The organism is Neorhizobium galegae, from assembly GCF_017877055.1.
In the GTDB taxonomy this organism is placed as follows: domain Bacteria; phylum Pseudomonadota; class Alphaproteobacteria; order Rhizobiales; family Rhizobiaceae; genus Neorhizobium; species Neorhizobium galegae_D.
The window spans coordinates 17,290-31,578 of sequence record NZ_JAGIPG010000003.1 but is presented as its reverse complement, the minus strand read 5'-3'; the positions used below and the strand labels follow the sequence as shown (position 1 = coordinate 31,578).

Sequence of the window (14,289 nt, the reverse complement as noted above, 5' to 3'; positions counted from 1 at the left end):
TCAAGCCTCCAGCACGAAATGACGGTTGCCGACGGGGCGCAGAACGGCGTCCTCCGGCGGCAGGTTGGCGCCGACGTCGAAGACGAGCGGGCGGCGATTCCGTTCGATATCCGGGTCGGGAACCGGGATCGCCGAAAGCAGCGCCTTCGTATATGCATGCTGCGGGTTTTCGAAAATCGCGTCGCAGGGGCCGATTTCGACGATGCGCCCGCGCAGCATGACCGCCACCCGGTGGCAGAGATAACGGATCATCGACAGGTCGTGGGCGATGAACAGGTAGGTCAATCCGAGCTCGTCCTGCAGATCCTGGAAGAGGTTGACGATCTGCGCCTGGATGGACACGTCGAGTGCGGTGATCGGCTCGTCGGCCACGATGAAGGCGGGATTGAGCGCGATCGCCCGCGCGATATTGACGCGCTGGCGCTGGCCGCCGGAAAACTCGTGCGGATAACGCTTCATGAAGGACGGATCGAGGCCGACTTTGGTAAACAGCGAGGCGACCCGATCCTCACGCTCGCGGCGGGAACCGCCCAGTTTATGAACCTCCAGCGGCTCACCGACAAATTCGCCCACCGTCATGCGCGGATTGAGCGAGGCATAGGGATCCTGGAAGATGACCTGCATGTCGCGCCGGTAAGGCTTCAACGTCGGCTTGCTCAGGCCGGTGATATTCTCGCCCTTGTAGAGGATGTCGCCGCTGGTCGGCGCCTCGAGCTGGAGCAGCACACGGCCGGTCGTGCTCTTGCCCGAGCCGGATTCGCCGACAAGGCCGAGCGTCTCGCCGGGCTCGATGTCGAAGCTGACATTGTCGACGGCCTTCAGTGCCTGCGTCGAACCGCCGAACAAACGCTTCTCGCCGCCATAGGTCTTGCAGAGGTTCTGGACCGAAACCAGCGGCTTCATGGTGCTCTCGCTCATGGCTGCACCTGCGTGGCGGCAAGCTCGGCACGAAGATCGTACCAGGCGGCCGCCTTGTGGCCGGCAACGCTGCCCTCGACTTCGCCAAGCGGCGGCGTCTCGATGCGGCAGCGCTCGGTCGCGAAGGGATTGCGCGGCGCGAAAGGATCGCCGATCGGCTCCTTGGTCAGGTCCGGCGGATTGCCGGGGATCTGGTAAAGCCGGGTCACGCCTCGACGGCCGCCATGCGGCAGCGACTTCAGAAGGCCCCAGGTATAGGCGTTGCGGGGATCGTGGAACACGGCGCGGACCGGGCCGCGCTCCATGATCCGGCCGCCATACATGACCTGAACCGTATCGGCGAGGCCGGCGACGACGCCCATGTCGTGGGTGATCCAGATGACGGTGGTACCGATCTTCTTCTTGAGATCGCGCACCAGATCGAGGATCTGCGCCTGAACGGTGACGTCGAGCGCCGTGGTCGCCTCGTCGGCGATCAGCAGCTTCGGATTGCACGAAATGCCGATCGCAATCATCACCCGCTGGCGCATGCCGCCGGAAAACTCGTGCGGATATTGTTTGGCGCGGCGGGCGGCATCGGGGATGCCGACAAGTTCGAGAAGTTCGACGACGCGGGTCCGCGCCTGGCTTGCCGACATGCCGAAATGCCGCCGCAGCGGCTCGGCGATCTGCCGCTCGATGGTCAGGACCGGATTGAGCGAGGTCATCGGGTCCTGGAAGACGAAGCCGATTTCCTTGCCCCGCACTTCGAACAGGTCGCGTTGCGTCAGTGCCAGCAGGTCGCGACCGTTGAACAGGACTTCGCCGCGGACGATACGGCCGGGCGGTGTTGCGATCAGCCCGACCATCGACAGGGCATGGACACTCTTGCCCGAGCCGGATTCGCCGACGATGCCGAGCGTCTCGCCCTCTTCCAGGCTGTAGGACACGTCGTTGACGGCATGCACGGTGCCGGCCGGCGTGTCGAACGCGACGGTAAGATTGCGGACCTCGAGCAGCGGTGCCATCGGACGCTCAGACCTCCAGATAGCCGCCGGCCGAGCGGGTCAGATACTCGCGGCCGGTCTCGGTGACGAGAACGGTATCGGAGATCTGCGTCGCGCAGACGCCGGGAACGCGGATATTGGGCTCGAAGGTGAAGATCATGCCCGGTTCGAGGACAAGCGAAGACGACGCGTCGAGCGAGGAATGCTCGTGCGCACCAAGCCCGATCCCATGGCCGATACGACCCGGGATGTTGGCACCGTAACCGCGCGCCTTCAGTCCCTCGCGGGTCTTTTCGAACAGGTCCTTGTAGGGCGTGCCGGGCCTGATCAGGGCATCGACCTCTTGGCGGATTTCGAGAATGGCGTCGAGCGCCCGCTTGTTGACGTCCGGCAGCGGCCCCATCGCGACGGTGCGCTCGTTTTCGGCGTGGATGCCGTTGGCGATCGTCCAGATCAGCACCGAGACGGCCTCACCGCGCTGAGGCTTGCGCTGGGTGGGGTTGTCGCAATTGTAGAACATGCGTGGCCCCGAAAGCACCCAGGTGGCCATGCCGTTCTGGACCCCGCCTTCCAGCGAGCCGAAGTCGCAGACCTCGACATCGGGATATTCGGCGGTCCACAGCGTGTTCATCGCATGCATGGAGGCGATGGCGACCTCCCGCTCGTTACCGCCGGCGGCAAGCGTTGCGACTGCCGTATCCATGCCAAGATCGGCCGCCCGCGCGGCGATGCGGGCATTGGCGATCTCGTCAGGATCCTTGATCAGGCGGCAATGGTCGATCAGATGACTGACATCGGCGAATGCCGCGTCCGGCAGCGCCTTGCGCAGCTGACCGGCCCGCTGGATCGAGATGAATTCCTCCTCGATGCCAACGGTCTTGCCGGCCACGCCGAGATCGGCAAGGATCGAGGCCAGCGCATCCTGCCAGTTCGGCCCCATGGTGACCTTGGTCGACCAGGAGCCGTAGAGGCGGATATCCGGCACCCAGGCGCTGGCGCGGCCGTGATCGTCGCGCAACGCATGCACGAGCATGATCGGGTCATCGTCCGGGGTCAGGATGGCGATCACCGGATGGGAATAGATGATCGGGTTGAAGCCGGTGAAATAGAAGCTGTTTTCCGGTTTGAAGGAGACGATGACATCGACGCCCAGCCTGGTCATGCCGGCCTTCAGGCGTCCGACGCGGGGCGGTAACGTGGAACGGGAAAGCTGGTTCATCGCATGGTCCTCAATTTCGGATCGAAATGATCGCGCAGCCAGTCACCCAGAAGGTTGACGCTGAGCACAGTCAGGAGAATGGCGATGCCGGGGAAGGTGACGATCCACCAGGCAGTCGAGATGTAGACGCGGCCGTCGGCCAGCATGCGGCCCCAGCTCGGATTGGGCGGCTGGACGCCGAGGCCGAGAAACGAGAGCGCCGCGTCCATGATGATGATGCGGGCGAGTTCCAGCGTGGCGATCACCAGCGCCGGGGTCATGACGTTCGGCAGCAGGTGCTTGAGCATGATGCGCCAGGTCCCCGCACCGATGGCATGCGCCGACAGGATGAACTCGCGTTCGCGAAGGGCAAGCACCTGGCCGCGGATGATGCGGGCGTAGCGTAGCCAGCTCGTCAGGGCGAGCACGATGACGAGGTTGCGGGTCGAGGGTCCGAGCGCCGCAACCACCAGAAGGGCCAGGAGCATCAGCGGCAAGGCGAGCTGGATATCGACAATGCGCATCAGAACGCGATCGACCATGCCGCGATAGTAACCGGCGACAATGCCGAGCAGCGTGCCGACGATGCCGCCCAGGATGACGGCCGCGGCCGCAATCGCCAGCGTGATCCGGCTGCCGTGAACGATGCGAGACAGGATATCGCGACCGAGCTCGTCGGTGCCGAGTGGGTGGGCGCCGGGCGAAAACAATCCCGTCCAGGTGGGAGCCACCATGCGGGCAAGGAGATTGGACCGCGTCGGCACCGGCAGGCCGAGATAGGGCGCGAGAATTGCGGCCAGCACGAAGACCGAGACCAGCAGGAAACCGAACAGTCCGGCGCGGCTTTTCAGGAGGGCGAGGAAGAACGCTTTCATGGGCCGCACCTATCGCCGACGGATGCGCGGATCGAGCACGCCATAGAGCAGATCGACCAACAGGTTGACGACGATGAAGATGGCGGCGACCAGTGCAACCCCTGCCTGGATGACCGGGAAATCCTGGGCCTGGATCGCCTGCATGATGATGCGCCCGACGCCAGGCCAGGCGAACACGGTTTCGATGACCACCGATCCCCCGAGAAGCTCGCCGGCGATGATGCCGATCATCGTAATCACCGGGATCAGCGCGTTTCGCGCGATGTGCCAGAAGAACACGGTGCGCGGCAGCAGGCCCTTGGCCCGCGCGGTCCGAACATAGTCCTCACGCATGATGTCGAGCAGCGACGAGCGGAGCAGACGGGCGATCGAGGCCGACACGAAGACCGACAACGTCAGTCCAGGCAGCACCAGATGGGCGATCGTTCCCGAGCCACCCGTCGGGAACCAGCCGAGATCGACCGAAAATACCAGGATCAGCATGATGCCGAGCCAGAAAACCGGTGTCGCCTGGCCCAGAAGAGCGGCCACCATGACGATGAATTCCGAGATGGTGCCGCGTTTCAGCGCCGCGATGGCACCGGCCACCGCTCCGATCAGCGTTCCGAACAAAAGCGCGGTACCGGCGAGCGTGGCGGTTACCGGCATGCGTTCGAGAACGACGTCCATGGCGGGGCGCTGGTGCTGGAACGATATGCCGAAATCACCCCGGACCATGGCCAGAACGGAGATGAGATATTGTTCGAGGATCGGGCGATCGAGGCCAAGCGAGGCCCGGAGCGCGTCGAGGTCCTGCTGGCCGGCGCCGACCGGAAGCAGAAGCACGGCCGGGTCGCCGAGGACGCGGCTCACGAAAAAAACGATCGTGACCACGCCCCATATGGCGAGCAGCGATTCTGCCAGCTTGCCGACGAGATAGCGGGTCACGGCCAGGCCCTCGTGCGATGGAGAACGGCGGTCGTCATTCGGCCGCTCCCTTGAGGATGGCCGGGATCAGCGCGGCGGAATCCGTCCACTCGTCGCCGAGCAGCTCCGGCGTTTCAAAGGCGACGAGATTGGCGAAATGGGTTTCGCGGTCGGCGACGAAGAGATTGCGGGCGATGCCGCGCGCAAGCCGACGCCCGCCGTCGCTGACCGCCGGTATGTCACCCGACAACTTGCCGTGGCTGAGCGAGGCCGGGTAGTTGAAGCAATGGACAAGACGCAGCGACGGGCAGCTGCCGGGGACCTTTTCGAGAAATTCGAAATCGGGACCGAGATAGGGAGACGTGGCGAGCTCGCCATTTTCCGTGCCCTTTTCGGGCGTGAAGACGTCGCTCCAGAACTGAATGTAAGGCGCGAAATGTCTGAGTTCGGGGCGGCGATCGAGATCGACCCGAAAGCCCGTGGCGAAGATCGCGAAATCATAGTCGAATTCGCCGCGGCTGGTTTCGACGACGATATGATCGCCGCTTTCCCGCAGGCCGGTCACCGCCGTGCCGAGGAAAAACCGGCTGTTTTGATGTTGCGACACCCGCAGGGTGGAATCGCGCGGAGGCGGCGTCTGGGCACCGAGCACATAGTCGAGAAATTTCCATTTCCACGCATCGCTGAGGCCGGCAAAACCGTGGACGACACCCTGGCTGGCGATGCCGGTGAACTTGTTGATGCGAGGCAGTTCCTTGCGCCGGATGATCATATCGACCTGGCCGGCACCGGTTTCGAGCGCGGTGGCGGCATTGTCCATGGCCGAGGCCCCGGCCCCGACGACCGCGATGCGCTTGCCCTTCAGGGCGGAAAAATCGATCTCGTCGGCGGAATGGGCCCAGAATTTCGGCCGCACCCGCTCGACGAATTCCGGCACGTAACCGCCGCCGAGGCCGTCGCGGCCGGTCGCCAGTACCACGTGCCGGGCATAAAGCCGTTCCTGCCTGCCGGTTTGCGCATCCGACACATCGAGAGCGATCAGGTCTTGGCTGACCGAGATCATCTCGGTGACGGTGACGAGATTGCGGACCGGCAGCTGAAGCACGCGGCGGTACCAGATCAGGTAGTCCATCCACTGCGATTTGGGGATCTTGCCGAGCGCGTCCCATGCCTGCGCGCCGAACTGCGAAACAAACCACGCCCTGAATGTCAGCGCCGGCAGGCCGAGCGCCGGCCCCGGCAGCTGTTTGGGAGACCGCAGCGTTTCCATGCGCGCGAACGTCACCCACGGACCCTCCTGCCCTGCGGGGGAGCGGTCGAGGCAAACGACGTTATGGAGCCCGAGCATTTTCAGCGAGGCGGTCGCCACCAGGCCGCACATGCCGGCGCCGATTACGACGGTGTCGAAAACCTGGACACCATCATATTCGGTCGCCGGCACCCACTCCTTGGGAGGAAGTTCGAGAAACGACAGGTCCTCGGCAAGCCGCTGTTCAAGCGCTTCCAGGCCTTTCATCCGCTGTGCGTCCTGCGCCTTCAAAATCACTGCTCCTGTACGTTCGCGCCGGCGCCGAAAGTGGCATCCGCCACGCGTTCGATATGGCCGGGATCATGCGCCACGAAGCCCGGTATGCGGGCGGCCGACATCCTGATGATCAACTGGATGAGCTCCAGAACACCTTCCGAAAGCGGCTTGGAAGCGGCCGAGAAAATGCCCCAGAGAAACGGGATGTCGACATCGAGCGGCCGGATCTCGACGTTCTTGAGCTGCAGGCCGTAGGCGGTCGCGGGCTCCACGATGGAGACCCCGAAACCGGTGGAGGCAAGCTGCAACGCATTCAGCGCCGCATTGGTATCGACGACGCGCGATGGCCGGACGTCGGCCGTCTGCAGCGCCTGGTTGACGCGGCGGCGCAACCGGAAGGGATTGGCCATGGTGACGAGGCAACGATCGGCCAGGTCGCGAACCGAGATGACGTCTTTGTCCGCCAGGGGGTCGTCGGCGGCCACCGCTGCAACGCAAGGCGCCTGAAACAGGCCATGTACATCAAGGCCCGGATGTTCCACCGGCAGCGAGGCGACGCAGAAATCCGCGGTGCGGGCAAGCACCGACTGGACGGCCGCCTCGGCCGAAATGCTGCGCAGATGCACGTTTCTCGGAATGAGGCCGAACGACATTTCCGCGAGCGCCAGCGGCACGATCCCACTGGCAAATGCCGGGATCGCAGCGATCTCGATCGGCGCCGGCTCTTGCGAAAGGATATTCCTGGCGCGCTCCTTCAGCTGGCCGATGCCGGTCAGGAAACGCTCCGCGTCGGAATGAAAGGCGATCGCCCGCGACGTCGGCGTGATGCGGGGGCCGTTGCGATCAAATAGCGCAAAGCCCAACGAGGATTCGAGTTCCTGGATGAGTCGCGTCACCTGCGACTGCGAGCGGTCGAGCAGGCGGGCGGCGGCGGTGATGCTGCCCGCCGACATGACAGCGAGGAAGACTTCGAGCTGTTTGATTTCCATGGCCGGCCTATAATGCGGAAAGTGCAGCATTGAGTTTTATCAATTCAAATATTGCATGGTTCTCTTTTTAAGCAACCGAAATTTTTGCCTATTACGTGACCTTTCCGCATGTTCTATGCGCCAGATGCCCGCATTGTGGAATGTAATGACCACAGTCCCGCCAACCACGAGATTGGCGCGTCCTTTGGCGAGGTCACTGCACGGCCATCTTGCACCCTTCCGCCGGCAGGCTAGCGTGGATGAAAATCACCGCGGAATTTGAATGGCAGCCAAAATTCTTGGTGGAAACGCCGGATCAGTTCTCAGTGGAAATCAACTCAACAATGAGTGCTTTGGCACCATTCGAGAATGGCCATGCTCGTCATCTCCGTGCCATTGTCGGAGACAATCGTTCGCGGCTTCCCTCGTCGGGCGATGACGGCATCGAGTTCCCCGCGCAAGCCGCCGACCTGAGAGCGACGTATCGGCGACCAGCGGGTGAAGTCGTCAACAACGGCAGAGCGAAAGATCAATGCCGCCCGTGATCCAGCCCGAGGGGCTCACTTCCCTGCTGGGTCAATGTGGTTGCGAGAACGAGCGGCGCGTAACTTCCCGGCCCCACCCTTGGGGTTCGCAACGGTGACGGCAGGCACGGGGTCTTCCTTTGACGCTGCGTGCGTCGAGATGCTTGGCGAAGCTCTACAATGCTACTGCGTTGACGCTGATGCATCAAGCGACGTTCTCCTGCATGAACGTTGATGCGTCAATTGCGAAAACATGCTTGGAAACTGGTTCGGATAGAGTACAGATTTCATGCGCCTCGCTAGTTCAGCTCCCGAGAGCCGCCCCGACATAGCTTAGTATTGAGCCCCAATGGCATCGGCTATCGAACCTACCTGACCTGCCCCAGTCGCTCTCGTTGATAGCTGCCGTCCTGCACGTGACGGCACCAGTCCAAATTGTCCAGATACCACCGTACGGTCTTCTGGATGCCGGTCTCGAATGTCTCGGTCGGTTGCCAACCCAACTCTTGTTTGATCTTGCTCGCATCGATGGCATATCGGCGATCGTGCCCGGGCCGGTCCTGCACGTGGGTGATCAGCGACCTGTAGTCTCTCACAGGATGGTCGATACCAGGAGGAGCCAGCTGTTGCAGGACATCGCAGATTATTCTGACAACCTCCAAATTCTGTTTTTCATTATGGCCGCCAATATTGTAGGTCGACCCAACCTGGCCTTCGCTGACGACCTTGTGAAGCGCACGCGCGTGGTCCTCGACGTAAAGCCAGTCACGTATCTGATCGCCAGATCCATAGACCGGCAGGGGCTTCCCCTCCAACGCGTTTAGGATCACCAGCGGGATCAGCTTCTCCGGGAAATGGTAAGGGCCATAATTGTTGGAGCAGTTGGTCACCAGAACCGGCAGGCCATATGTTCGCATCCAGGCGCGAACCAGATGATCGGAACTGGCCTTGCTCGCCGAGTATGGGCTGCTGGGGGCATAACCGGTGTTTTCGGTAAAGAGGTGGTGGTGGGCGTCTACGGTATCCGCTGGATGAGGCAGGTCGCCGTAAACTTCATCGGTAGAGATGTGATGGAATCGGAAGGCCTGCCGACGCTCGGCGCCCAATCCCTGCCAATAAGTTCGGGCCACCTCAAGCAGGGTGTAGGTGCCAATGATGTTGGTCTCGATAAAGGCCGCGGGACCGTCGATGGACCGGTCAACATGGCTCTCTGCTGCAAGGTGCATGACGGCATCTGGGAGATGCCGGCGGAATACCCGCTTCAGCTGAGGCCGATTGCAGATATCGACGTGCTCGAACATATAACGGCTCGATCCCTCGATTGAACGAAGGTTATCGAGATTGCCGGCATAGGTCAGCTTGTCGACGTTGACCACCGAGTCGCCGGTATTCTGGATGATATGGCGGATAACTGCCGACCCGATAAAACCGGCCCCGCCCGTCACCAGAATTTTCATTCCCGTCGATGCTCTTGTGGGGTCAGCCGATGGCATCTTTCAAGACCCTGACAACGTGTTCCTGCTGCTCAGCCGTCAGATCAACCCACAAGGGCAGACGCACCAGCCTTTCCGACTGGATGTTGGTCACCTGCAGGTCGCCATGCGTGCGGCCATACCGTTTTCCGGCGGGCGAAGAGTGCAGGGGCACATAATGGAAGACCGAGAAGATATCGCTCCTCTTCAGCTCACTGAGTACCTTCTGACGATCGATCTCCGGCGCCAGCAAAACGTAATACATGTGGGCATTGTGCTGGCAATCGTCCGGGACGATGGGCCGGCGAAGCAATCCTTTGGCCTCAAGCGGTTCAAGAAGCGTGTGATAATGTTGCCAGATGCTCAAGCGGTGATTGGTGATGCGCTCGGCTTCTTCAAGCTGGGCACATAGGAAAGCCGCGATCAGCTCGCCCGGCAAGAACGAAGAACCCACCTCCTGCCAAGTGTATTTATCGACCTCACCCCGGAAAAACCGACCACGGTCCGTCCCTTTTTCGCGGATGATTTCAGCGCGCACCGCCAGAGCGGGGTCGTTTACCAGCAGGGCTCCACCTTCCCCTGAAATTACATTCTTGGTTTCGTGAAAGCTGTAGGCCCCGAGATCGCCGATGCTGCCCAGTGCCCGGCCCTTATAGGCTGCCATCACGCCCTGTGCCGCATCTTCCACGACCTTGAGGCCATGGCGTTTGGCAATGCTCATGATGGTGTCCATCTCGCAGGCGACACCCGCATAATGAACCGGGGCGATGGCGCGAGTGCGCGAGGTGATAGCCGACTCGATCAGGCGTTCGTTCAGGTTCAAGGTGTCTTCCCGGATATCGACGAACACCGGAACGCCGCCGCGCAGCACGAATGCATTGGCGGTCGAGACGAACGTGTACGAAGGCATGATGATCTCGTCACCAGGCTCGATGTCGAGAAGCAATGCCGCCATCTCCAGTGCGGCGGTGCACGAGTGCGTCAGCAGCGGTTTGACGCATCCACTTTTGTTTTTCAGCCACTCGTGGCAACGCTTCGTGAAAGGACCGTCACCAGCGAGCATGTTGCCGAACTTGGCTTCCGCAATGTAATATAGCTCCTTACCGGTCATGAACGGCCGGTTGAACTCGATTTTTTCGCTCACTGCTTATCCCCCTGAAGCCTGTGCCACTCGTCGGCGACGCCGCGCAGATAGTCGCTGTACTCGCATGCCGGCATGCGCTCGATCAAGGTTTCAAATTGGGCAATGCTGAGGAACCCTCTCACCAGGGCCGCCTCTTCCGGACAGCCGATCTTCACGCCTTGCCGTCGCTCGATCGCCTCGATGTAGGAGGAAGCTTCGTGCAGCGCGGTGCTGGTACCGGCGTCAAGCCAGGCAAAGCCGCGGCTCAAGCGCCGCACCTGTAGCTTGCCGAGCCTCAGGTACTCCAGATTGATATCCGTGATCTCCAACTCGCCGCGGATGGACGGTTTTACCGCCTTCGCAATGTCCAGCACGCTGTTATCGTAGACATACACACCAGGGACGGCGTAGCTGCTTTTGGGATGCTGGGGCTTCTCTTCAATGGAGATCGCCTTTCCGTTCCGGTCGAACTCCACCACGCCATAGCGCTCAGGATCCTTGACATGGTAGGCAAAAATTGTTGCACCACCCGTAAAGCTGGAGACCGCCCGGGGAAAATCGTCGCCGCCGGAAAAGATATTGTCCCCCAGCATCAGGATCACCTCATCGGAGCCTACGAAATCCGCCGCAATCAAAAATGCTTGCGCAATTCCTTCTGGTCTCGGCTGCTCGCGATACTGGATTGCCACTCCCCACTGACCGCCATCCCCAAGCAAATTCCGGTACCGAGGCAAGTCGTCTGGCGTCGCAATGAGGCAGAATTCCCTGACCCCTGACGCGATCAGAACGGTCAGAGGGTAATAGATCATAGGCTTGTCGAAAACAGCCTGTAGCTGCTTACTGGAGACTTGCGTCAGGGGATACAGCCGCGAGCCCGCGCCGCCAGCAAGAACAATCGCTTTCATTCATGTCTCCTCACCGACACGATCGGCCTCGATTGGATAAAAAACCTCCCATGCTGAAAGATGGTAGCTTTCACATCTTTCTGGCGACGAGCAGTAGTGAACCACCCAGCGGAAGATTCAAACCAGTTCTGATGGGAACACTTTCCGCACGCAATACCCATCGTTGACATAGTCGCGGGTCATCAACCGGCATGCCATCGGATTATGCGGGTATCCTCACGCTCGACATGAAGTTTATCGCCTTCCAGAACACCTCTCCCAGGAAGTTGGCACTCCGCCGTACTCCGGCAGATAAATGACTCCAGATACTGGGCTGATCGATACATGGTGCTTACGAGAGACAGCCTCACGGATGCACCCATTTCATCTTTCTGCTCGATTCGGACCCGCAATTGAACAGCAGATCAAGGATCGTCACGCCATGAGTGAACCCGCCCCAGAGCTGGGGATATTCCGGGTACCCCGTATAGTCGAACCAGGTAAGCTCTATTCCTCGCTCTTTGAAGACTTCTTCATCTACATAGTCTTTTGCCGCGGGGCCAGATACGTACCTTGTGCCACCAGCTTGCGCACAAAGCTCTGCCAGACGCTCTGTCTTTCCATCCACCAACCTGTAGTCCCACGAATTGGAAATCACGGTTTGGATCGAAAGATAATCGCATATTGCCTCGATGAATCGACGGTTGAGCTGCGAAAGGCGAGTTGGCGATTCATTCAGGTAAAGCGGCTCCAACCACACAGCGATTTCCTCAAAGTGTGGGGCACGACGATAGTTCTGGACTAGGCTCTTCCAGTGGGCACTCGCCCATTCAGTGCCCTCTATGTCCGTTTCCCGGATTTTCTGGAGGTACTTCCCCTTAACACGGACGGGAACCGTGAGCCATTGAACCCCTTGGGGCGTTTTGATTTGGTTCCGATTGCGCCAATCGCGTCGGGTATATTGCATGTCGTCGTAGAGTATGAACTCATCCACCGCGGCGATCATGTCGAAATAGCCCTTCCACGGGATGTAGTTGGACTGGACGATAGCCACCTTCTTCACTTCATTTCCTTCGCTCGAATGGCTCGGCAGGCACTCAAAGCCTCAGTCGGTGCCGTCGGCTTATAAAGTTCTTGGGCACGGCTGGCATCATAGCCGCCTGCGCCTTCTGCAGTCCGCCAAGTACCTACCTCCTGATAGCCTTGAGGAAAAGCAGTTCCCAAACTCGACATGAGTTCCGTCGGAATGCTCCGCGGGCCATCGGGCTCAAAGAGAACCCACGCCTCCGCAATCTCTTCGCACGGAACATGGTCCAGCGCGGCCTTAGCAAGCTTCAGGCTGCCTGGATATCCACCTATGATCCAAGCTTGGCCAATATTTTTTGCACCGATAGCATAAAGAATGCCCGGCGACTGGCCTGATAAATCTATCACTGGGGTATCGGGTTCGAAACCGCCATTTTGGGCGGCCGCCACCGCGTCAGCTATATAAGTCGCATACCCTGCGGATAATACCAAAGCGGACCGTTGCGGTCCGATTTCCAAAGTAGTTTCGTTAAGCCTGAGAGGCTGAGTTTGGCGCTGAGGCTGTTCCAGCCCAGTCTGCAGGAGGACTGCCGTGACAGTCTGAGTAGCCAGCGCAAGTGGCATTGCAAACGACCAGTTTCCAAGTTCGGAAACAACTGGCCGCAGCAGCGTTACGCCTGCAAGGAGCCAGAAAATGCCCGCCCAGGCTCCATTCTCCCAATAGTTCCTGTTCGTTCCAAACGCATAGATGTGCGGCATTACCAAAAAGAGGGTGGCTATCGCCCATTGCTCTGCGGAAAGAGACCACAATGGCTTGGGCCGGCCGAATATCAGGCCGGTCAAAACCGCGGCGAATACCACTCCAAAGATGAGTAACCCTTCGAACTCTCCTAGACCTGCTACCTTGTGAACCTGGCTCAAGGCCAGCAATGCGGTCACCGTAAAAAAACAAGCACATGCGGACAGGGAGACGATCGCCCCCTTTGATTTTTCAGACCAGGCACCCCAGATCGCAACAAATGTCGCTGCAAAGACAGACAGAATGGCTAGCTGCCCCGGGCCACGGATTCGAAAATTGTCGATGCGAAGGATTTGACTCATGGTGTGACCACTGCCCAGATATCCTCCGAACTCAACTCCAAGCTGCAGTCGCCTTGCGAAACCCGATATCGATCCGTCGATCATCAGTGCACTGAACAAAAGAAGCCCGATAGCGGTGGCCGCCGTAAGCAAAAGCAATCGAAGCGAAAACTTGCCCGATACTAGTAGGCAGGCCAAAATACCGACAGCCAACGCAACCGCAGTACTTGGCTTGGCCATAAAGGCCAACCAGCCACCAATGCCAATGGTGATCCATCCAGCGAAGCTTTTATGAGTAATTGCTTTGTCAGCCAGCAACAGGCCGATGGCGGTGACGATCAGCGCTTGAAATGCAAGGCTGTTGTAATTTGGGGTGGCCAACCACGTACTGAACACGACAAGGGAGCTGGTGCCCAACCCCGCGGCAGTGACATGTAGGGCGACACGACCTTGGCGGACCTCAGGCGCGAGCGAAGCCAGGTAAGTATAAGCTAAACACCATCCCAAGCTGAAGGTGATTACTATGTTGGCTTGCCTGAGCAAGGCAATATCGCCGTTCAGGAGAATATAAAGAGGCCGGTAAATAAAACCAAACTGCGTTGCCGAAACCTCATAGATAAAAGGGTTCGACATCCATACGAGGTAATAGCTTTCGTCTGTAAAGTCGAGTCCGTAGAAGCTGTATCTGAGAAGCCAGCCCAAAATCATCAATGTTCCCAAAACCGAAATGGCCGCCGTTGCACGGCGCGTAACTGCCACCATCGGATTATTGGTCTTATCCTTCAGAGCCACTCGGCTACTCAC

The 14,289-nt window shown here is 60.0% G+C and carries 13 protein-coding genes; 1 reads left to right on the top strand and 12 read right to left on the bottom strand.

Annotation, left to right across the window (positions count from 1 at the left end; all coding sequences use genetic code 11):
- Genes J2857_RS19435 through J2857_RS19405 form a run of 7 tightly spaced genes read right to left on the bottom strand, consistent with a single transcriptional unit; the run spans nucleotide 1 to nucleotide 7,397 of the window.
- Nucleotides 1–918 carry an ABC transporter ATP-binding protein gene (locus J2857_RS19435; protein WP_210011759.1) on the bottom strand — a complete coding sequence of 306 codons (918 nt, stop codon included), beginning with the start codon at nucleotides 916–918 and terminating at the stop codon, nucleotides 1–3.
- Nucleotides 915–1,925, bottom strand: coding sequence for an ABC transporter ATP-binding protein (locus tag J2857_RS19430; RefSeq protein WP_210011758.1), 1,011 nt, complete (start codon nucleotides 1,923–1,925; stop codon nucleotides 915–917). Before J2857_RS19430 ends, J2857_RS19435 begins: the two co-directional genes overlap by 4 nt.
- A 7-nt stretch (nucleotides 1,926–1,932) precedes the next feature.
- The gene (locus J2857_RS19425) at nucleotides 1,933–3,123 is read right to left on the bottom strand and encodes a M24 family metallopeptidase (protein ID WP_210011757.1); all 1,191 of its coding nucleotides are present in this window, start codon (nucleotides 3,121–3,123) and stop codon (nucleotides 1,933–1,935) included.
- Nucleotides 3,120–3,977 carry an ABC transporter permease gene (locus J2857_RS19420; RefSeq protein ID WP_210011756.1) on the bottom strand — a complete coding sequence of 286 codons (858 nt, stop codon included), beginning with the start codon at nucleotides 3,975–3,977 and terminating at the stop codon, nucleotides 3,120–3,122. Before J2857_RS19420 ends, J2857_RS19425 begins: the two co-directional genes overlap by 4 nt.
- A 9-nt stretch (nucleotides 3,978–3,986) precedes the next feature.
- Nucleotides 3,987–4,904, bottom strand: coding sequence for an ABC transporter permease (locus tag J2857_RS19415; protein WP_040124631.1), 918 nt, complete (start codon nucleotides 4,902–4,904; stop codon nucleotides 3,987–3,989).
- 34 nt (nucleotides 4,905–4,938) lie between these two features.
- Nucleotides 4,939–6,399 carry an NAD(P)-binding domain-containing protein gene (locus tag J2857_RS19410; protein WP_210011755.1) on the bottom strand — a complete coding sequence of 487 codons (1,461 nt, stop codon included), beginning with the start codon at nucleotides 6,397–6,399 and terminating at the stop codon, nucleotides 4,939–4,941.
- Nucleotides 6,400–6,425: 26 nt separating this feature from the next.
- The gene (locus J2857_RS19405) at nucleotides 6,426–7,397 is read right to left on the bottom strand and encodes a LysR family transcriptional regulator (protein ID WP_245363595.1); all 972 of its coding nucleotides are present in this window, start codon (nucleotides 7,395–7,397) and stop codon (nucleotides 6,426–6,428) included.
- A 239-nt stretch (nucleotides 7,398–7,636) separates the two neighbouring features.
- Here J2857_RS19405 and J2857_RS31305 point away from each other — a divergent pair, with 239 nt between their 5' ends.
- Nucleotides 7,637–7,921 (top strand): hypothetical protein, encoded by a 285-nt coding sequence (locus J2857_RS31305; protein WP_281068642.1) that lies wholly within the window; start codon nucleotides 7,637–7,639, stop codon nucleotides 7,919–7,921.
- 347 nt (nucleotides 7,922–8,268) lie between these two features.
- Here J2857_RS31305 and rfbB read toward each other — a convergent pair whose 3' ends face one another.
- The 5 genes from rfbB to J2857_RS19375 all read right to left on the bottom strand — a co-directional run bounded on the left by rfbB (nucleotide 8,269) and on the right by J2857_RS19375 (nucleotide 14,277).
- Complete coding sequence (rfbB, locus tag J2857_RS19395; RefSeq protein ID WP_210011753.1) at nucleotides 8,269–9,357, bottom strand: dTDP-glucose 4,6-dehydratase; 1,089 nt, start codon at nucleotides 9,355–9,357, stop codon at nucleotides 8,269–8,271.
- A 22-nt stretch (nucleotides 9,358–9,379) separates the two neighbouring features.
- A complete protein-coding gene (gene rffA / locus J2857_RS19390; RefSeq protein WP_210011752.1) occupies nucleotides 9,380–10,516 on the bottom strand; it encodes a dTDP-4-amino-4,6-dideoxygalactose transaminase in 1,137 nt (378 codons plus the stop codon).
- Nucleotides 10,513–11,400 (bottom strand): glucose-1-phosphate thymidylyltransferase RfbA, encoded by an 888-nt coding sequence (gene rfbA / locus J2857_RS19385; protein WP_210011751.1) that lies wholly within the window; start codon nucleotides 11,398–11,400, stop codon nucleotides 10,513–10,515. Before rfbA ends, rffA begins: the two co-directional genes overlap by 4 nt.
- 346 nt (nucleotides 11,401–11,746) lie before the next feature.
- Complete coding sequence (locus J2857_RS19380) at nucleotides 11,747–12,442, bottom strand: WbqC family protein (RefSeq protein ID WP_210011750.1); 696 nt, start codon at nucleotides 12,440–12,442, stop codon at nucleotides 11,747–11,749.
- Nucleotides 12,439–14,277: a hypothetical protein gene (locus tag J2857_RS19375; protein ID WP_210011749.1), complete on the bottom strand. Its 1,839-nt coding sequence runs from the start codon at nucleotides 14,275–14,277 to the stop codon at nucleotides 12,439–12,441. The genes J2857_RS19380 and J2857_RS19375 overlap by 4 nt, the downstream gene beginning before the upstream one ends.
- Nucleotides 14,278–14,289: the final 12 nt, after the last annotated feature.